At 66.1% G+C, this 18,125-nt stretch carries 19 protein-coding genes and 1 pseudogene; 12 read left to right on the top strand and 8 right to left on the bottom strand.

Annotation, left to right across the window (positions count from 1 at the left end):
• A partial coding sequence (locus tag ACR2JI_RS02235; protein WP_526387570.1) for an alpha/beta fold hydrolase occupies positions 1 to 498 on the bottom strand: 498 nt, incomplete at its 3' end.
• Between the two features lie 253 nt (positions 499 to 751).
• Here ACR2JI_RS02235 and ACR2JI_RS02230 point away from each other — a divergent pair.
• The 5 genes from ACR2JI_RS02230 (at position 752) to ACR2JI_RS02210 (ending at position 5,289) form a co-directional block, all read left to right on the top strand.
• On the top strand, positions 752 to 1,423 hold the full coding sequence (locus ACR2JI_RS02230) for an LGFP repeat-containing protein (protein ID WP_526387568.1): 672 nt from the start codon (positions 752 to 754) through the stop codon (positions 1,421 to 1,423).
• 107 nt (positions 1,424 to 1,530) lie between these two features.
• Positions 1,531 to 1,857: a hypothetical protein gene (locus ACR2JI_RS02225; RefSeq protein ID WP_526387566.1), complete on the top strand. Its 327-nt coding sequence runs from the start codon at positions 1,531 to 1,533 to the stop codon at positions 1,855 to 1,857.
• A 102-nt stretch (positions 1,858 to 1,959) separates the two neighbouring features.
• Positions 1,960 to 3,060: a transporter substrate-binding domain-containing protein gene (locus ACR2JI_RS02220; protein ID WP_526387564.1), complete on the top strand. Its 1,101-nt coding sequence runs from the start codon at positions 1,960 to 1,962 to the stop codon at positions 3,058 to 3,060.
• Between the two features lie 37 nt (positions 3,061 to 3,097).
• A complete protein-coding gene (locus tag ACR2JI_RS02215; protein ID WP_526387562.1) occupies positions 3,098 to 4,168 on the top strand; it encodes a transporter substrate-binding domain-containing protein in 1,071 nt (356 codons plus the stop codon).
• Positions 4,169 to 4,215: 47 nt separating this feature from the next.
• Positions 4,216 to 5,289, top strand: coding sequence for a transporter substrate-binding domain-containing protein (locus ACR2JI_RS02210; RefSeq protein ID WP_526387559.1), 1,074 nt, complete (start codon positions 4,216 to 4,218; stop codon positions 5,287 to 5,289).
• On the opposite strand, the gene ACR2JI_RS02205 is transcribed toward ACR2JI_RS02210, so the two are convergent.
• From ACR2JI_RS02205 to ACR2JI_RS02190, 4 genes are read right to left on the bottom strand one after another with little or no spacing between them, the layout of a single operon-like run.
• On the bottom strand, positions 5,290 to 6,123 hold the full coding sequence (locus tag ACR2JI_RS02205; RefSeq protein WP_526387557.1) for an aminoglycoside phosphotransferase family protein: 834 nt from the start codon (positions 6,121 to 6,123) through the stop codon (positions 5,290 to 5,292). It lies immediately after the preceding gene.
• Positions 6,120 to 6,344, bottom strand: coding sequence for a hypothetical protein (locus tag ACR2JI_RS02200; protein WP_526387555.1), 225 nt, complete (start codon positions 6,342 to 6,344; stop codon positions 6,120 to 6,122). The genes ACR2JI_RS02205 and ACR2JI_RS02200 overlap by 4 nt, the downstream gene beginning before the upstream one ends.
• Before the next feature lie 8 nt (positions 6,345 to 6,352).
• The gene (locus ACR2JI_RS02195) at positions 6,353 to 7,756 is read right to left on the bottom strand and encodes an MFS transporter (protein WP_526387554.1); all 1,404 of its coding nucleotides are present in this window, start codon (positions 7,754 to 7,756) and stop codon (positions 6,353 to 6,355) included.
• A gap of 9 nt (positions 7,757 to 7,765) precedes the next feature.
• Positions 7,766 to 8,998: a saccharopine dehydrogenase family protein gene (locus tag ACR2JI_RS02190; RefSeq protein ID WP_526387552.1), complete on the bottom strand. Its 1,233-nt coding sequence runs from the start codon at positions 8,996 to 8,998 to the stop codon at positions 7,766 to 7,768.
• A 33-nt stretch (positions 8,999 to 9,031) separates the two neighbouring features.
• On the opposite strand from ACR2JI_RS02190, the gene bsh reads away from it, so the two are divergent.
• From bsh to ACR2JI_RS02175, 3 genes and pseudogenes are all read left to right on the top strand, one after another.
• Positions 9,032 to 10,000, top strand: coding sequence for a bile salt hydrolase (bsh, locus tag ACR2JI_RS02185; protein ID WP_526387550.1), 969 nt, complete (start codon positions 9,032 to 9,034; stop codon positions 9,998 to 10,000).
• Between the two features lie 12 nt (positions 10,001 to 10,012).
• Positions 10,013 to 11,557 (top strand): annotated as a pseudogene (locus ACR2JI_RS02180) (amino acid permease).
• A gap of 67 nt (positions 11,558 to 11,624) precedes the next feature.
• A complete protein-coding gene (locus tag ACR2JI_RS02175) occupies positions 11,625 to 12,638 on the top strand; it encodes a ParB/Srx family N-terminal domain-containing protein (protein WP_526387548.1) in 1,014 nt (337 codons plus the stop codon).
• On the opposite strand, the gene ACR2JI_RS02170 is transcribed toward ACR2JI_RS02175, so the two are convergent.
• Complete coding sequence (locus ACR2JI_RS02170) at positions 12,635 to 14,077, bottom strand: NAD(P)/FAD-dependent oxidoreductase (RefSeq protein WP_526387546.1); 1,443 nt, start codon at positions 14,075 to 14,077, stop codon at positions 12,635 to 12,637. The genes ACR2JI_RS02175 and ACR2JI_RS02170 overlap by 4 nt on opposite strands.
• Before the next feature lie 79 nt (positions 14,078 to 14,156).
• Here ACR2JI_RS02170 and ACR2JI_RS02165 point away from each other — a divergent pair, with 79 nt between their 5' ends.
• Together ACR2JI_RS02165 and ACR2JI_RS02160 are read left to right on the top strand one after the other, a co-directional pair.
• Positions 14,157 to 14,672 (top strand): hypothetical protein, encoded by a 516-nt coding sequence (locus tag ACR2JI_RS02165; protein WP_526387544.1) that lies wholly within the window; start codon positions 14,157 to 14,159, stop codon positions 14,670 to 14,672.
• A gap of 7 nt (positions 14,673 to 14,679) precedes the next feature.
• Complete coding sequence (locus tag ACR2JI_RS02160) at positions 14,680 to 15,444, top strand: GAP family protein (protein ID WP_526387542.1); 765 nt, start codon at positions 14,680 to 14,682, stop codon at positions 15,442 to 15,444.
• On the opposite strand, the gene ACR2JI_RS02155 is transcribed toward ACR2JI_RS02160, so the two are convergent.
• Entirely contained in the window at positions 15,441 to 15,950 is a 510-nt protein-coding gene (locus tag ACR2JI_RS02155; RefSeq protein ID WP_526387540.1) for a hypothetical protein, read from the bottom strand. The genes ACR2JI_RS02160 and ACR2JI_RS02155 overlap by 4 nt on opposite strands.
• A gap of 20 nt (positions 15,951 to 15,970) precedes the next feature.
• Between ACR2JI_RS02155 and ACR2JI_RS02150 the strand changes: the two genes are divergently transcribed.
• Complete coding sequence (locus tag ACR2JI_RS02150) at positions 15,971 to 17,281, top strand: cytochrome P450 (RefSeq protein ID WP_526387538.1); 1,311 nt, start codon at positions 15,971 to 15,973, stop codon at positions 17,279 to 17,281.
• Positions 17,282 to 17,299: 18 nt separating this feature from the next.
• Here ACR2JI_RS02150 and ACR2JI_RS02145 read toward each other — a convergent pair whose 3' ends face one another.
• Positions 17,300 to 17,746, bottom strand: a complete 447-nt coding sequence (locus ACR2JI_RS02145) for a hypothetical protein (RefSeq protein WP_526387536.1) — start codon at positions 17,744 to 17,746, stop codon at positions 17,300 to 17,302.
• 40 nt (positions 17,747 to 17,786) lie between these two features.
• On the opposite strand from ACR2JI_RS02145, the gene ACR2JI_RS02140 reads away from it, so the two are divergent.
• On the top strand, positions 17,787 to 18,077 hold the full coding sequence (locus ACR2JI_RS02140; RefSeq protein WP_526387535.1) for a hypothetical protein: 291 nt from the start codon (positions 17,787 to 17,789) through the stop codon (positions 18,075 to 18,077).
• Positions 18,078 to 18,125 lie beyond the last annotated feature (48 nt).

Genomic DNA, 18,125 nt, shown 5'->3' with positions numbered 1-18,125 from the left:
CGCGGCCGCTATTCGGGCCGGCTTGAGCATGCCGGGCACCCGCAGCAGCTTGATCTTGTCCAGCAGATCGCCGGTGGTGGTGTTGATCAGCGCGACGGCAACGGCGCGCTCGGGTACACGGTGGCGGAAACGCTGCGCCCAGGAGCTGATCGCGATGCCACCCATGGAATGCCCGGCGATCACCGCCCGTTCGCCCCGCCTGAGTGTGGCAGCCAGCACTGAATCCAGATCGGCGGCGAGGTGATCCAGGCTGTAGGCCGCTTGCTGCGGCACTCCGCTGCGACCGTGCCCGCGGTGGTCGTAGGCGATCACCCGGAAGTCGCGGGAGAGGTCGTTGATCTGCTCGTGCCATACCTGCAGCGAGCAGGTGATGCCATGTGCCAGGACGATCGGCGGGGCGGCGTTACGGCCGAAGACCTCGGTGTGCAACCGCGTTCCATCGTGCCCGTGCACGATCATCGTCTTACTCGGCGGCAGGATGGGCGCCACGGCAGACATCGTCGCTCCTCGCCGGGCGGCGTCGTTGCCGCCCGAACCGAGAGCGTAACCCCAATTACGCCTCCCGCGCGGCATACCGGATATTCCCGCGCGTCACTCTAGCCCCACCAGTCACATCAGGCGCTTTGTTTTCTCTCATTCCGCAATTACGTAATACCCGCACTACCGCAACTTAGCCGAGGGTATCGTCGGTTTGCTAGGTTCGCGTCGACGCGCGCTTGCGCCCAGAAAAACCGAATGGAGACCCCCAAGAATGAAAACCACCCTGGTTCGCACCGCGGCAGCTGCCGGCGGCATCGCGATCGCGGCATCCTTCGCAGTGAGCTGCGCGGCCACCAAGGACGCCGCCAAGGAGGCCGCCTCGAGCGCCTCAAGCATCGGCTCATCCGCGGCCAGCGCCGCGGGAAGTGCCGCCAGCAGCGCCGGAAGCGCCGCCGGAAGTGCGGCCAGCAGTGCGGCAAGCGTGGCGGGAAGCGCTGCCAGCAGCGGCGTCAGCGTCGCCTCCAGCGTTGTGTCGTCAGTGCTCAACGGCGCGCCCACAACCATGAATGTGCCTGGCGTTGGGGATGTTTCGATGGACGGACCGACAGCAGCGGCGTACACGCGTCTCGGTGGCGCCGCGACCCTCGGTGCACCGACGGCCATGCCGCAGAAGGTCGGCGACGGCGTCGTCCAGGCGTTCGCCAATGGCACCATCTTCACCTCGCCGGCCGGTTCCTACATGGTCCAGGGCGAGATCCTGAAGAACTACACGGGCTCCCAGGGCGGCCCGGCCGGCGCCCTGGGCTGGCCGACCGCCGACGAGACCGAGACCGGCGGCGGCTACAAGGTGGCCGGTGGCGGCTGGATCAGCGAGTTCCAGCACGGCACCATCACCTGGCTCAACGACGGTAAGGGCAACTTCACCGAGACCATCGCCAAGTAGTAGTCCCAGCAGGCGAAACGGCCCCCGGGAGCACTTCCGGGGGCCGTTTCGCGCTCAGCGGACGCGTCGCTGCTAACGCGACGCCTCTGGAAGGCGATAATTGGTTTATGAGCAAGAAAATTGTGGCAACCCTGGTGGGTGCACTTGCAATGTCGGCCCTTCCCCTGATCGCGATTCCGGCCGCCCAGGCCGAAATCTGCGGCGAGGCCGGGCGTTACGTCCGGGTCGGCGGCTGCGTCGACCCCATCGGCGACATCGCCGGCGCGGCAGTGGTCGGCGCAGCAGTGGCCGGCGTAGCGGGCGTCGATCGCTGGGGTTTCGCTGAGCCGTATCCGATCAGTGAATTTCCCGCCTTCCCCGGCGAGGCACCGTGCATCTCGCCGAACGGCCTGCCCTACTACACCCCCGGCGCCGCACCCTGCTACCCAGTCTGATCTCGACACCCCTACAACACCTCAGACCGGACCACGGGCAACCGCGGTCCGGTCTATTCTTTCTGCAGTTCGGCAGGCCCGCCGGACGTGAAAGGCGGGACGATGGCTGCTCGGCTGCGCGCAGTGGGCATCGTCGTCCTGCTGCTGGGGATCATCGGCGGTATGCCGGGCCTGAGCCCGCGCGCCGCAGCCGATCAGCGAGTGGTCACCGTGGCGACCCACGATATCGAGCCATTCGTCATGACCGACGACAACATCAAGAACGGCTTCACCGTCGAAATCCTCGAGGAGATCGCGAAGCACGAGGGGTGGACGCTTAACTTCGTCGACGCCGGGAACGTCGCCGACCAACTGAAAGCAGTGGCGGACGCTAAGGCCGACGCCGCCGCCGGGGCGATATCCATCACGGCCGAACGCAGTAAGAACTTCGATTTCTCCCAGCCGGTCCTCAACGCCGGACTACAGATCATGGTCCCCGCGAGCAGCACCGTGCGCACCTCCCCCGGACTGACCGACTTCCTCACCCTCCTGTTCTCGAAGGCCGTCCTCATCTGGCTGGCGGCCGCGCTGGTACTGGCCGTGATCCCAGCGCACATCGTCTGGTTCACAGTGCGCCACCACGCGGACTCACCGATGTCCCCGAAGTATTTCCCCGGTATCGTCCAGGCCTTCGGATACGGATTGGGCATGCTGGCCGCTCAGCCCGATGAAATGCCGCGACACTGGTTCAATCGGGTGTTGGGCATCCTGCTGGCCTTCGTCAGCATCGTCTTCGTCGCGTACTACACCGCGACACTGACCGCCAACCTCACCGTGGAAAAGTTCAACTCCCAGATCTCCTCCCTCTCGGATCTGGTGGGCAAGAAGGTGTGCACCGTCGACAAGACCACCTCCGCAGGCTTCCTCACCGATGAGGGCATCACGTTCACCGCAGCGCCGGCCATCAAGGATTGCTACGCCGGCATCAAGAACAACACGTTCGACGCGGTGGTCTTCGACGCGCCGGTGCTCGCACACTTCGTTGCCCACGACGGCGCAAAGGAGGCGATATTGGTCGGCACCGTCTTCAAGGAAACCGACTACGGTATCGCCTTCCGCATCGGCAGCGACTTACGTAAGCAGGCCGACGACGCGCTGCTGAAGATGCGCGAAGACGGCGACTTCGACATGATCAAAGAGAAGTGGTTCGGCTCTGAGTCCTGACAACCCGTTGCTCGCGCGTGTGCGGGCCGTTCTCGCGGTGACGCTCCTGGTGTTCGGGATTGGCGCCGTTGGTGGTCTGTGCCCACACGCCCACGCCGCCCCGCGCACCGTCACCGTCGCCACCTACGACGTCGAACCCTTCGTCATCACCGAGGGAAACGTCAAGTACGGCTTCACCATCGACCTGCTCGACGAGATCGCCAAACGGACCGGCTGGACCTACAACTACCTCGATACCGGCAATGTGAAAGGCATCCTGGAGGCCGTCGCCGACAACCGCGCGGACCTGGGCGCGTGCAATATCTCGATCACTGCCGAACGGGAGAAGCGGTTCAATTTCACCCAGCCGATCATCTCCGCGGGCCTGCAGATCATCGTCCCGGCAGACACAACGCAGCGGGTCCAGCCGGGACTGGTCGACTTCGTCAAGTTGTTGTTCTCCGGAACCATGCTGGTGTGGTTGCTGGCCGCTCTGGCGCTGACGGTCCTTCCGGCGCACATCATCTGGCTGATGGAACGTGGCGACCCGGGTTCGATGGTGTCCATCAAGTACTTCCCGGGAATCCTCCAAGCCTTCGGCTGGGGGCTCGGGATGCTGGCCGCCGCGCCGTTCGACCCACCCCGGCGATGGCCCATCCGAATGATCACGGTGCTGTGGACCTTCGTGTCCATCATCTTCGTCGCGTACTACACGGCGATCCTCACCAGTAATCTCACCGTGGCCCAGATCCAGTCCCAAATCGGTTCACCGGCGGACCTGATCGGCAAGAAGGTGTGCACAGCGGCCAACACCACCTCACCGCCCGCGCTGGACCGGCTCGGGGTGGCCTATACCGGCCTGCCGGCGATCAGCGACTGCTACGCCGGTCTGAAGGACAACACATTCGACGCGGTGGTCTATGACGCCCCGGTGCTCGAGTATTACGTCAACCATGACGGCGCCGGAATTGCGGCGCTGGCCGGCCCGATCTTCAAGGACGAGGACTACGGGATCGTGTTCCCCATCGCAAGCAAGCTCAAGGAGGAGGCCGACGGGGCGCTGCTGTCGATGCAGGAGGACGGCACCTACGACCTGCTCAAGCAGAAGTGGTTCGGTAAGACCCAATGATGCTGCCCCGTCGACTCATTGCGCCCCGACTCGGCGCTGGGATAACCGTGGCTCTGCTGGTCACGGTAATCGGCGTCCTGCCCGCCCTGGTGCCGCGGGCCACCGCGGAGACCCGGCAGATCACCGTCGCGACCCGGGAACTGACGCCGTTCGTGATACGCGATGGCGATCTGCGGTCCGGCTTCACCATCGACCTGCTCGATGAGATCGCCAAGCACACCGGCTGGACCTACACCTACGTCACCGAGCCCGGCGTGCAGGGTCTGCTGCAGGCCGTCGCCGACGGCCGCGCCGAAATGGGCGCCAGCGCGATCTCGATTACGGCTGACCGCGCCCACAAGTTCGACTTCTCCCAGCCGATCCTCAACGCCGGGTTACAGATCCTCGCTCCGGTCGCCAACACCGAGCATGCCCATCCCGGCCTGGTCGACTTCGTCAAACTCCTGTTCTCCCACACGATGGCGGTCTGGCTCTGGGCGGCGTTGGTGCTGACCGTCATTCCCGCGCACATCATCTGGCTGATGGAGCGCGGCAATCCCGATTCGATGGTGTCGACGAAATATTTCCCCGGTATCTTCGCGGCCTTCGGTTGGGGGCTGGGCATGCTGTCAGCCGCACCGTTCGACGCGCCGCAGCGCTGGCCCATCCGCGCTGTCACCATCCTGTGGACCTTCGTCTCCATCATCTTCGTCGCCTATTACACCGCCATCCTGACCACGAATCTGACGGTGGCGCGGCTTGATTCAGCGATCAGGTCGCCCTCGGACCTGATCGGTAAGACGGTGTGCACGGTGCCCGGTACCACCTCGGCGACGGCACTGTCCAAACTCGGAGTGCCGTTCACATCCGCGGACACGATCGAGGTGTGTCTGGACGGGTTCGAGAAGCACGCCTTCGAGGCGGTGATCTACGACGCCCCGGTGCTGCAGTACTACGTCGCCCATCGGGGCGCTGGGATCGCCGAGCTCGCCGGATCCGTGTTCAAGGACGAGGACTACGGTGTCGCCTTTCCGATCGGCAGCACCCTGCGCCGCGAGTTCGACGACGCCCTGCTGGCCGTCCAGGAGGATGGTGAGTTCGACCGCCTCAAACAGAAGTGGTTCGGCGGCGACAACGGCTGATCAGTCCTGCATCGCCTTGGCCACCGTGACGCACTTCGTCAGCCAGGACGGATCCCCCTCGCCCTGGACAGCCCACATGGCGTTGTGCACCATCCGGACGATCACCCAGGCGCGGGCGCGTTCCTCGTCGAAACCGGCCGCGTCGATCAGCGTCCAGAACCTGCGCCGCACCCCGTCCCGGACATCGCCGGCGATCTCGTCCCAGCGGTTCCACAGCATCGGCGCGATCTCGTAGTGCGGGTCGCCGTTGACGGGTTTGGGGTCGATCACCGCCCACGGCTGATTTTGGGCGGCAAGCACATTGGCGTAGTGCAGGTCGGTGTGCAACACCCGTTCCGCTACCCGATCCACGATGAGTTCGCGCCCCAGCGTGATCGCCTGCTCGACGAGCCGGCGCGGAATCGGCGCACTGCGTGGCAGTTCGGTAAGCCCGACGGTCCAACGATCGATGAACGACGACAGCGGCCGCAGGGCGGGTAACGCGGGAACGTGCAGGCGGTCATAGAGGCCGGCCACCACCTCGCAGGCACGCTCCTCGGCCACCGCGGTCAAGTCGTCCTGCTGCAGACGCTCCAGCAGCAGTGCACGCAGGTGCGGGTCGGCGGCGAGCAGTCGCACCGCCCCATCTCCGGCCCAGCGCCGCAGGGCGAGATGCTCATGCTCGGACTCCTCATCGGGAAAGCCGATCTTGAGCATCGCGGACAAGCCGTCCGCGGTACGCACCGGCAAGACCAGCGAGCAGGTCCCGCTGATCACCTCACCATCGGAGACCAGGTTCCAGCGCGCGGTGAATTCCCGCAGTACCGGAGCGATGGTGCTCAGATCCACCGTCACGACCGGACGAGCCGCTCCAGTTCGGCGGCGTCGTTACCGGCAAGCATCGTGGTCAGCCGCCCCATCAGTGCCGCGTCGGCCAGCACAGCCTCGAATGTGTACGTCTCATCGGGGTACCCGCTTGATTCGCGATTCCAGGCGTTGCGAAACAACCTCACCTCCCGCCGATCGGGATCCACCTCAAGCTGGTCATCGGTGTAGGGCACCGTAAACGAGGGCATGAAGCAGGCTAGCCGGGGATGGCCGGTGTCCGCAGCGCCCGCGCCACCGCGATCGTCGTGGCCGCCATCAGAGCCGCGCACACCAACGCGGTTCCGGTCATCGCGATGGTGAAGCCACGGGCATCGACAGCGGCCGACAGATTCCCCGGTTCACCGGTGACGATCAGATAGATCACCGAGAGCAGGCTGCCGACGAGCGCGATGCCCAGGGCATTGCCGAGTTCGAAGGAGGTTTCGGCGATTCCGGTGGCCGCACCGACCCGGTCCTCGCTGGCACTGCCCAGCACCAGGTCGTTGGCGCCGGTGTTCACCAACGCGAACGAGAAGCCCACCAGCATCAGCGGCACGATGATCGCGAGGTAGGACACCCCGATCGCCAACCCCAGCGATGCCAGGCCGAGGGATCCGACGCCGAGGCCTGTCAGCAGCACCCGGCGATGCCCCCAGGTGCGGATCAGCCGTCCGACCAAAGGTGCGGCGAGCATGCCGACGATCGCGTCCGGCAGCAGTGCCATACCGGCCTGCAGCGAGGAGAAGCCGCCGGCCTGACGCAGATAGATCGGGATGAAGAACAGCGCTCCGACATTGGCGAACACCGTGAGCAGTTGGGCGAAGATAGCCGCACTGAACTTCGCTTCGCGGAACAGCGCGATATCGAGCAGTGGAACCGGCATCAGACGCTGACGACGCAGGAATACCACCAGTAGCACCGCACCGATGATCAGCGCCGGGTAGGCCGGCCAGAATCCGAAACCGGAGTGCGCCAGTTCGGTGACGCCGTACACCACGCCGAGGATGCCCACAGTGGAGTACACCACCGACAGGGGATCCATCGGGTGATCGGAGGAGCTGCGCGCCTCGGGCAGCACCCAGGCGCCCAGGCCCAGGATCAGTGCCACCACCGGCAGGTTCACCAAAAGCACTGAACCCCAATAGAAATGCTCCAGCAGAACCCCGGCCAGCGTCGGGCCCAAGGCCGCGCCGGCGGCTCCGCTGGCACTCCAGATACCGACCGCGCGGCTGCGCTGCCGGGCATCGGCGAACACCGTGCGCAGCAGCGCCAGGGTGGGCGGCATCAGTCCGGCACCGGCCACACCCTGAATGGCGCGGGCGGCGATCAGCAGCCCGGCGGTCGGTGCCAGCGCGGCGGCCGCTGAGGCCGCCCCGAACGCAAGTGCCGCGACGAGCAGCAGACGCTTGCGCCCCCACCGGTCGCCGAAATTTCCCATCGTCACCAGCAGACCGGCCAGCACGAAGGAGTAGATGTCACTGATCCAGAGGATCTGGTTGTAGCCCGGACGCAGTTCCTCGGTGATCGACGGCACGGCCACGCTGATCACCGTGTTGTCGATGGCGACCATGAAGACCGCCAGACACAGAACGAACAGCGCCGCAATCTGACGACGGGTCACAGCACTGACCTAGACAGAAGGCGTGCGCTCCTGGATCTTCCACTCCTGGCCATAGCCGTCACGCAGCAGATCCAGGAACGGCACCGCGTCGAAGGCCTCCGGACCCAGCACCCCGGCGCCCGACCAGGCACCGGTCGCCAGAAGCTCAAGGGCGACAACCGGATTCATCGCCGTCTGCCATACCACCGCCTGGGCCTTGTACTCCTTCATGGTCCACGCGTTGTCGGCGACGTGGTAGAGGTAGACGTCACGCGGCTTGCCGTCCTTGCCGGTGCCGGTCACCCACAGTCCGGCGCAGGTTTTGCCGGTGATGTTCGGACCCAGCGCAAGCGGGTCGGGCAGGCAGGCGGCCACCACGTCGCGCGGGCTGACGGACGCCTCCCCCGCCTTGGTGCGCACCTTCACCGGATCGGTCTTGTCCAGGCCGAGCTTATTGAGCACCTGGAGCACCTCGATGAACTCGTCGCCCAGGCCGAACTTGAAGGTGACCCTTTTCGCGTCCACCCAGCGCGGCATCAGCAGCACTTCCTCGTGCTCGACGTTGACGCACTCCACCGGGCCGATACCCTCCGGGAAGTCGAACACCTCCGGCTCGGAGAACGGCGCGGTGGTGTACCAGCCGCGCTCGGACTCCCAGATCACCGGCGGGTTGAGGCACTCCTCGATGACCGTCCAGATGGAGAACGACGGAGCGAAGTCGTAGCCCGCCACCACCATGTTGGAGGCATCACGCACGCCGAGTTCGTCGATCGACGAGAACAGGTGATCGGCCGCGTAACGGGCGAACACATCGGCCAGTCCGGGTTCGACGCCGATACCGACCAGCGCCAGCTGGCCGGCGGCCTCCCACTTCTCGGCCTGGGCGAACTGGTCGTCACCGAGCTTGATGTGAGCCAGTTCGAACGGCTTCTCCGGATGCCGGTGCGACAGGCTCATCGCGGTGTCCAGGTAGCTCGCGCCGGCGGCGAACGCGCCGTTGAAGATCGGCATGACGAACCGCGGATCGACCACGTTGAGCACGTGGGTGATGCCGTGGGTGCGGCAGGCCTCGGTGACCGCATCGGCATCCGAGGCGTCCAGGGCGATCCCGGTGAACCGGTGGTCGCCGATCCGGGCCACCAGATCGGAGGCACGCGCGCCGTCGTAGTCGGCGATCAGGTAGCTGTCGAAGAAGTCGCGGCGGGCGGCGATCAGGGCGGCTGAGGAGCCGACGCCACCGGCGCCGATCTGAAGGATGCGCATCGCCGGAGTCTAAGCGACGTTAGCATCGCGGGCATGTGCACCCGTGTCCTGTGGAACTCCAATGACCTGGCCGTTCTCTGTGGACGCAGCATGGACTGGCCCGAGTCCACCGAACCGTTGATCGTGGCCTTCCCCCGCGGCCGGAAGCGCAACGGGCTCAACCCGCCCGGCCTGATCGAGGATCCCAACCCGCTGACGTGGACCAGCCGGTACGCCAGCCTGGTCACCACCCTCTACGGCGTCGGCACCGTCGACGGCCTCAACGAGAAGGGCCTGACCGTCCACGGCCTCTATCTGGCGGTCGCCGACTTCGGAGCGCGCGATCAGTCGAAGCCGGCGGTGAGCGCGACGCTGTGGTTGCAGTACCTGCTCGACCAGGCCGGCACCGTCGCCGAGGCGCTGGCACTGCTGGAGAAGGTCGAGATCCTCAAAGTCACCGCCCACGGGCACGACTCGAATCTGCACCTGGCGATGGAGGACGTCGGCGGCGATTCCGCGATCGTCGAATACGTCAACGGTCGCCGTGTTGTCCACCACGGCCGCCAGTACACCCTGATGACCAACGACCCCACCTACGACGAGCAGTTGGCGCTGCTGGCCAAGCAGGATTTCTCCAAGCCCAGCAGCACGATGCCGTTGCCGGGCAACGTCAATCCCATCGACCGGTTCCAACGCGCGGCCTACTACTCCGCGCTGCTGCCCAAGCCCGGCTCCGAACGCGAGGCGGTCGCCGACGTGCTGGCGATCATGCGCAACGTGTCGGTTCCCTTCGGGGCGCCGTACCACGATTTCGGTGTCTACAACACCGAGTACCGGACGGTGACGGACCTGACCAACCGCCGCTACTTCTTTGAATTGACAACGAGCCCGAACGTGATCTGGATCGACCTGGACCGGCTCAATCTGGCCGAAGGCGCGCCCACGGTGGCCGTCGACCCGTACGACTACGCGTTGGTCGGAGATGTCACCGATAAGTTCGCCGCGCGGGAGATCCCTTTCTGACACAATCCGATCATGGCGGAGGGAGAAATCGTCGACCCGACTTCAGAATCCCCCACCGACCCACCCATGCACGGCCTGCAATCTAAAGGCCTGAAGAAGGGGTCGGTGTCGCTGATCGGGGCGGTTTCCATCGGGCTGGCTGCCACCGCCCCGGCCTATTCGCTGACCGGGGCGCTGGGCCACGGGGCAGCCGAGGCGGGCTATCAGCTGCCGGTGGTGTTCATCATCGCGGTCGTCCCGATGTTCTTCATCGCCCTGGCCTACAAACACCTCACCGATGCCGCGCCGGACGCCGGCACCGTCTTCACCTGGGGTTCCAAGGCGATCCAACCCCGGGTCGGCTGGATCGGCGGATACGCGCTGCTGTTGTCCAGCGTGCTGGCAGGTGTGGGCGCCGCCGGTATCACCGTCAATGCGGTGACGGTGTCACTCGGTCTGGAGAACGCCTCGAACTGGGTGCAGATGGGCATCGCCGCCGCGTTCATCCTCGCCACCACCTGGCTGGTGGCACGCGGGGCTGAGGAGTCCTCCCGGACGACGTAGCTGCTGACCGTCATTCAGTACGGCGGCCTGATCCTGTTCGCTGCGATCCTGGCGATCAACGTATTCCGCAGCGACCGCAACCCCACCGCCGAACCGTTCTCCTGGGAGTGGTTCAACCCGTTCGCGATCGACAGTTTCGCTGCCCTGCTGGGCGGCTTCCTGGTCGCCGTGTTCATCTTCTGGGGCTTCGACGCCTCACTGTCGATGTCGGAGGAGACGTCCGGACCTCCCGGCCAGTCCGGTAAGAGCGGCATCACGGCGATCGTCATCACGGTGATCACCTACGTGGTGATCGGGGTGGCCGCACTGGCGTTCGCCGGCACCGACCCGACCAGTTCGCTGAGCCTGACCAACGACGCCAATATCGACGACGTCTTCTCCGCAATGGCGCGTGAAGCCCTCGGACCGAAGGGTGCGGTGGCCGCCGCGCTGATCATCGGCCTGTCTGCGTTCTCGGCCACCATCTCCACGGTGATGTCGATGGTGCGCTCGGTGCTGTCGATGGCCACCTACAAGGCGCTGCCGGACCGGTTCGCATCCGTCGACAAGGTGGTGCAGACCCCGAAGTTCGCGACCTGGTTCATCGGGCTGACGACGCTGGCCATCTACTGCGGGCTGACCTGGTTCTCCGAGAGTATCGTCGAGGACACCGTCTACAGCGTTGGCATCGCCATCATCACCTACTACTCGGTGGTGGCGATCTCCTGCGTCCTGTACTTCTGGGACACCGCATTCGAGTCCTGGCGCACCGCATTCGGACAGGTGATCCTGCCCGGCATCGCCGCGCTGATCCTGATCCCGGTCGGAGTCATCGAGGCCTACAGCATGGCCCAACCCGACACCAGCGGCGCCTCCCTGGCCGGCGTCGGCATCGTGTTCATCATCGGAGTTGCCAGCCTGTTTTTCGGTGTGCTGCTGATGATCCTGTGGAACCTCAAGGCACCGGCCTTCTTCCGCGGGCAGACCCTCAAACCCGAACGCACCCAACGAACAATCCCGCGGACACCGCGGTGACAGATATGCTGCCGTCGGTCTGGTGGGGGCGACCGCATGTTGTGGACGAGGAGCCAGGATGGTTGTCATGACGTCTCGCGTGGTCTTCGCCATCGGACTGACCCTCATGCTCGCGGCATGCTCGGGCACGACCAAACCCGCCAGCCCTGCGAACAAGGCGGACTGCGAGCCCCCGAACGAGAAGTACTGCAACGCCGTCACGGGCGATCTCATCGACGTGACGTTAAGCGATCTCCATCCGACGCAGCCTTCGCTGGGCTATGACGAGGTGTTCTCTCGCGTGGGCCGCTACAGCCTCGGCGCCGCAAGGGTGCCGAGTCCGCTGTTCGACGCGTGGTGCGTCGCGAACGGGCAGAAGGGCGTGAAGTCAGCCGGCCCCGACGCCAAGGTCAGCGATCAGGCGTCGTTCACCTGCGAGGTCCCCGTCGGCTCCGAGACTCCCGAAACGACGGCCGGCATGAAGACCGCCGTCGTCGGACCCGGCGGCAAGCTGTATCTCACCGACGGCCACCACACCCTCACGTCGTTCTGGGAAGCATCCGGTGGCGGGCCGAACACGCACCTGCGACTCAAGCTGGCCGGGAACCTGAAAGACCTTGCACCTGAGGCATTCTGGAAGGAGATGCAGTCTCAGGGTTGGGCCTGGCTCAGGGACGCCGAGGGCAAAACGATCAGCCCCGACCAGGTTCCCGCCAAACTCGGACTGACGAATTTCGCCAACGACCGCTACCGCGGGGTCATGTTCTTCCTACGCGATATCAGCTATTTCCAGGACGACAGCATTCCGCCGTTCCAGGAGTTCTACTGGGGCTACTGGCTGCGCAACCAGACCGACCCGGGACTGCGCCTGGAGAACTTCGACCTCAATGATGAGGCGTCGTACCGCACGCTACTGGGCAATATCGCGCAGGCGATGATCGCGCTGCCCGAGGACACCGACATCGAAGGGTTGACCGCCAAGCAGCTCGGAAAGTTGAACGCGTTCGGGCAGAAGGCATTCGACGCCCTCACCGAACCCCTTGACTCACCGAACCCGGGGAAGCTGACCTATTCGCTGGCCTACAAGGCGACCCACCGCTAACGCAGATGCTCCCGGCTCAGCACCGCACCCAATGAGTTGTCGATTTCGTCGACCAACTCCTCGTCGTCCTCGATGGACTCCTCGATCTGTTTCTCGACGATCCCGATGGCGAGCCGGCCGTACACCCACTGGCTGGTGGTGGCCAACTGACCGCGGCCGTTGGACGTGAAGGTCAGAATCCAGCTCAACAGCGTGCTGATCCGGTTCTTGAACCCCACCAGATACAGCAGGTGCAGGAAAAGCCATGCCAGCCAGGCGATGAAGCCGCTGAACTCGACCTTGCCCACCTTGGCCACCGCATGATGACGCGAGATGGTGGCCATCGAACCCTTGTCCCAGTACTTGAACGGCTCCCGGGTCGCCGGATCGTCAGTGCCCTTGAGCATTTGCTTGATCGTCTTGGCCGCATACGTCGCGCCCTGGATGGCGCCCTGGGCGACGCCGGGAACCCCCGGCACGCAAGCCATATCGCCGACGACGAAGACGTTCGGGTGACCCTTGACACTGAGGTCGGGTTCGACGACCACCCGTCCGGCCCGGTCGACCTCGGTACCGTCGCACTGCGCGGCGATCAGCTCCCCCAGCGGACTGGCCTGGACGCCGGCCGACCACACCTTGCAGGCGCAGTTGACTCGGCGCTCCTCGCCGGTTGCCTTGTCCTTGACGGTGATTCCCCGGTAGTCGACATCGGTCACCGTGGAGTTGGGATGGACCTCCACCCCCATCTTCTCCAGCCGGCGGGTGGCCTTCATACCGAGGTGCTCCCCCATCGGCGACAGCACGAACGGGGCACCGTCGAACAACAGCACCCGGCACTCGGTGGGATCGATGGTGCGAAACGCGCCGGGCAGGGTGCGCCGGGCCAGTTCAGCGATCTGCCCGGCCAGTTCCACACCGGTCGGGCCGCCGCCCACGACGCAGAAGGTGAGCCGGCGGGCCCGCTCCTCGGGATTGGTGGTGACCTCAGCGGCCTCAAACGCCCCGAGGATGCGGCCGCGTAACTCCAGCGCGTCATCGATGGTCTTCATGCCGGGGGCGTAGGTCGCGAAATCCTCGCGGCCGAAGTAGTTCTGTTGGGCGCCAGCCGCCACGATCAGGCTGTCGAACGGCAGGACGGTCTCCATCGCCATCAGCTTGGAGGTGACGGTCCGGTTGGTCAGGTCGATGTCCTCGACGTCACCGAGCAGAACCGTGCAGTTCTTGTTCTTCTTCAGGATCAGTCGGGTGGTCGGCGCGATATCGCCGGCCGACAGGATCCCGGTGGCCAGCTGGTAGAGCAGCGGCTGGAACAGGTGGCTGGTGGTCTTGGCCACCAGGGTGATGTCGACGTCGGCCCGCCTGAGGGCCTTTGCCGCGTTCAGCCCGCCGAAGCCCGATCCGATGATGACCACGCGATGGCGGCCGGTTTCGGGGCGCCTCGATGGTGGGGTACTGGCCATGAACACAAAGATTAGTGGTCGCATTCGTTTTAGGCGGGGCGTTCTCGTTAGCATTCGGCAAACGGAAGGGAGACCCGAGATGCGGGCAGCGACACTGACGATGGCGGCCGCGGCTCTGGCGCTGACAGCGGGCACACCGGTGGCGGGGGCGGATCCCGGACCGGTGGCCTACATGATCGGCCGGTGCTACGACCCCAGTCTGCCGGTCGTCGAGCGACCGGTTGAGGTGGAATACTCCTGCGACGGCAACTCGACCATGGAACAGATGGCCTGGACGGCCTGGGGACCCGACGGTGCGTCGGGCTTCGGGATGGACAACTCGGTCGAGTGCAAGCCCGACTGCGCTCAGGGCCCGCGTCTGCGCTTCCCGATCGTTGTGCACGCCTGGAACCCGAAGGCGCCGACGACCCCCGGTTGCCCGGCCGGGGTCGAGTTCTTCAGCGACCTGACTGTCGCCTACCCGGTGGGCGTACCGCCATGGGTCGTGCCGGGCACCAACTGGGGCCCGGGCGTCGACTACACCTACGTCGACGGCATGCCCGCGGTGCACTTCTCCGATCCAGGCCCGCACAGCTGCACACCACTGCCGCACTGACAAAGCCGTGAGTTCACATCTCGCACTGCTGGCCTCACTGGCACTGGCGATCTTCCTCAGCCCGGAGACGCTGGTGGTCGGGCTGGTCATCGCCGGCGATAAGAAGGTGCCGCGACTGGCGGCGACCGCCTTCGCCCTCGGCGGTATCGCCGGTATCGCATTCGCCACCGGGATCGGTCTGTGGATCGCCCGGGCATCGGGCACCGACGAGACCGCACATGCTCACCCGGACAGTTGGCCGGGGTTCGTCGTTCGGGCCGTGATCGCCGCGGTCTTGCTGGCGATCGGTCTGACCCGGGCGGTGAATGCCATGCGGCACAAGCCGATTCCAGATCCGTCCCACACCGATCCCAAGCCGAGCCGGGCCAAAGCCTGGCTGCGCGAGCATTTTCCGAAGGTCGCCGGAACCGCGCGGCCCGGTGCCGATCTGTCGGTACGCCAACGGGTCGGTCGGGCGGCGGCAGCGGGTTTCGCGATGTGCGGCCTGCACCCCAAGGTGTTCCCCATCGCCATCGCCGCCGGCCACCAGATACTGCAGATCCCGGCCCGGCCCGAACGCGTCGCCGGCATCGTGATCTTCGCGGTGATATCCGTCATCCCCGCGGTGCTGCCGGCCGTCATCGATGTGATCAAGCCCGGCTCAACCGAACGGATCAAAGACGGCTACGAGCGGATCATGAAGACCCACGGCCGCTGGATCACCGCCGCACTGCTGATCGCCGCCGCGGTATTCGTCGGCAGCAACGCGTGGGAGAAGATGCCCCGCCCCTAGGGGGCCAGTTCGTCCAGCGACGGCAGCAGCGTGCGCACCGGCTGGACCCAGTCGCGGACCCGTCGGGCCGCATCGGAGTTCGCACCGCCACACACCGAAGCGTGCAGCGAGAACGTCGTCTCGCCGCCGTCGGTCACCTTCACCCCGAAGCCGGTCCCGCCGACGCAGCCCTCGTCGGGCTCCCGGACGCTGATATTGCGGATGGCCGGAAAGTTGTTGGACACCGTCGCCCAGGCCGCCTCGGTCATCGGCGCCGTCCGGTCGGCGAGCACGTCGCCGTAGCTGTCGACGACGATCCGGACCTGGTTGCGATCGAAGTTGAGCGTGTAACTGCGGTGATAGGGCGGGGGCACCGAGGAATCGTGGAACTGGTAAACCACCGTCGCCGTCGGCGGCAGGCCGCTGTCAGCCATCTTCGGACCACTCCCGTTCGCGTCGCCGGCACACCCACCCAGCGTGACGGTCAGGGCCGCCACGACCATCAGGGCCCAGCTTGGTATGCGCACCCCACAAGTATCGTCGATGCATGACGTTACCGCCGGGTCCTCGCCTGCCCAGCCTGGTTCAGGCCGCTGTTTTCATGAGGTTCTGGCCTACCGCGGTGGCGGCCTGCCGGCGCCGGTACGGAGATATCTTCACGCTCCGGGTGGCCAGCCTGGGCCCGATCGTCTACCTGGCAGACCGCGCCGACATCAAGACCGTGTTCGCCGGGGATCCGGCGGTCTTCCACGCCGGTGAGGCCAACTCGATGCTGCGCGGGATCCTCGGGGACACCTCGGTCCTGGTGGTCGACGGCGACGTCCACCGTGACCGTCGACGACTGATGATGGCCCCGTTCCACCGCGATCCGGTCGCCGTCCTCAGCCCGGCCATGGCCGAGATCGCCGCCGCCAACATCGCCGGCTGGCCGGTCGGCCGGGAATTTCCGGTCGCGCCCCGAATGTCGGCGCTGACGCTGGAGGTCATCCTGCGCACCGTCATCGGCGCCAGCGACCCGGCCCGGCTCGCCGCCCTGCGCGTGGCGATGCCCAGGGTGCTCAACCTCGGCCCGTGGGCGATGCTGGCGGTCGCCCGCCCGGAGTTGCAGCAGCGCCCGGGGTGGCGGTTCATGCGCCGTCGCATGCAGGCCGCCGACGCCCTGCTCTACGCCGAGATCGCCGACCGCCGTGCCGATCCCGATGTGGCCGAACGCACCGACGTGCTGGCCATGCTGGTGCGGGCCGCCGACGAGGACGGGCGCCGGATGGACGACCGGGAGTTGCGCGATCAGCTGATGACACTGCTGGCCGCCGGACACGACACCACCGCGACCGCGTTGAGCTGGGCACTGGAGCGGCTGACCCGCCACCCCGCGGCGCTGGCCAAAGCGGTGGCGGCCGCCGACGCCAGCGCAGCCGGCGATCCATCCGGTGACGAGTATCTCGACGCAGTGGCCAAGGAGGTGTTGCGGATCCGCCCGGTGGTGTTCGATGTGGGCCGAAAGCTCACTGCCCCAATCGAACTCCACGGGTATCACCTTCCGGCGGGTGTCATGGTCGCACCGGGAATCGGACTGGTGCATGCCGACCCGTCGGTGTACGACCGTCCCGAGGTGTTCAACCCGGACCGGATGATCGGCGCCACCCTGACCCCGACCACGTGGCTGCCGTTCGGCGGCGGCAACCGTCGCTGCCTGGGGGCCGGGTTCGCGCAGACCGAGCTGCGGATCGTGCTGCGGGAGGTGCTGCGACGCGTCGAGTTGTGCACCACCGCTGACCCCGATGAACGTCAACGGGTGCGCGGGGTGGTGCTCGAACCGCGCCGCGGCGCGCGGATAACGGTGCGCGCGTTCCGCTGAGAACGCACCCCGCAACGATCACCGCAGCGTCAGAGTAGCCACCGTCTTCGCACTGCTTCCGAGTTCGATGACCACCTGACCGGGCACGGTGACCGTGAAGGTGAAGTTCTGCCCGGTGCCGGGCTTGATCTCGAACTCATACCCGGGCACCGAGCGCACATGCAGCACATCGGCGACGTCGCTGTCGACATTGATGGTGATCGGCTCGGCGATCTTTGCCTCGTACTCGCCGTCGTCGGGCGTCACCACGCCACCCATGATGGTGACCGGGATGGCCAGCGGCGCTGTCGTGATTGCTTCGGCAGACGAAGGATTCGGCGCGGGCGCGGTCTTCGAGGAGCACCCGGCAATCAGCGCGGTCACAACCATCACTGAAACTGCCGCACCGGCGTACTTCATCGACATGTCAACTCCCGGTGTCGGCGGCGGGGCGCCGCTTTCGAATACCGCGAGCAGACTATGCATCACGGACGCGGCTGTGCTGAACGCGGCTACGATGAGTGCGATGAAGACCTTCCTCGGCGCCGGAGCGTGTGCCCTGCTGATCAGCGCCGGTCTGTGCGCGACTGCTGCCCCGGCCCAGGCCTGCCCGTACGGAACGGTGCCATCCCACTTCGACGGCGTGTGCGTCAGCGGTACCGGTGGCGGACAGGGGCCGGCCGGGGTGGTCAATCCGGTCCAGGCCGGCGGACCTCAGCTCAGCGGTGGCCCCAACGAGTTGCCCAGGGTCAACGGCGTTCCGTGCACTCCGCAGAATGTCGGCACCTGCATCGGCCTGATGCAGAGCGGGGGCTAGGTACAGCCAGGGCTGGGTACCGCTAGGGCTGGGCCCAGCCGCGGCACT

It is taken from the genome of Mycobacterium sp., from assembly GCF_051006775.1.
Taxonomy (GTDB): Bacteria; Actinomycetota; Actinomycetes; order Mycobacteriales; family Mycobacteriaceae; genus Mycobacterium.
Note: the sequence above shows the minus strand (reverse complement) of the source record. Positions and strands in the feature narration are given on the sequence as shown.

Bases quoted from the DNA above. Each gene is read 5' to 3' on its own strand.
- ACR2JI_RS02230 (WP_526387568.1), top strand. From the start codon at position 752: ATGAAAACCACCCTGGTTCGCACCGCGGCAGCTGCCGGCGGCATCGCG.
- ACR2JI_RS02225 (WP_526387566.1), top strand. From the start codon at position 1,531: ATGAGCAAGAAAATTGTGGCAACCCTGGTGGGTGCACTTGCAATGTCG.
- ACR2JI_RS02220 (WP_526387564.1), top strand. From the start codon at position 1,960: ATGGCTGCTCGGCTGCGCGCAGTGGGCATCGTCGTCCTGCTGCTGGGG.
- ACR2JI_RS02200 (WP_526387555.1), bottom strand. From the start codon at position 6,344: ATGCCCTCGTTTACGGTGCCCTACACCGATGACCAGCTTGAGGTGGAT.
- ACR2JI_RS02190 (WP_526387552.1), bottom strand. From the start codon at position 8,998: ATGCGCATCCTTCAGATCGGCGCCGGTGGCGTCGGCTCCTCAGCCGCC.
- bsh (WP_526387550.1), top strand. From the start codon at position 9,032: ATGTGCACCCGTGTCCTGTGGAACTCCAATGACCTGGCCGTTCTCTGT.
- ACR2JI_RS02175 (WP_526387548.1), top strand. From the start codon at position 11,625: ATGACGTCTCGCGTGGTCTTCGCCATCGGACTGACCCTCATGCTCGCG.
- ACR2JI_RS02170 (WP_526387546.1), bottom strand. From the start codon at position 14,077: ATGGCCAGTACCCCACCATCGAGGCGCCCCGAAACCGGCCGCCATCGC.
- ACR2JI_RS02165 (WP_526387544.1), top strand. From the start codon at position 14,157: ATGCGGGCAGCGACACTGACGATGGCGGCCGCGGCTCTGGCGCTGACA.
- ACR2JI_RS02150 (WP_526387538.1), top strand. From the start codon at position 15,971: ATGACGTTACCGCCGGGTCCTCGCCTGCCCAGCCTGGTTCAGGCCGCT.
- ACR2JI_RS02145 (WP_526387536.1), bottom strand. From the start codon at position 17,746: ATGCATAGTCTGCTCGCGGTATTCGAAAGCGGCGCCCCGCCGCCGACA.
- ACR2JI_RS02140 (WP_526387535.1), top strand. From the start codon at position 17,787: ATGAAGACCTTCCTCGGCGCCGGAGCGTGTGCCCTGCTGATCAGCGCC.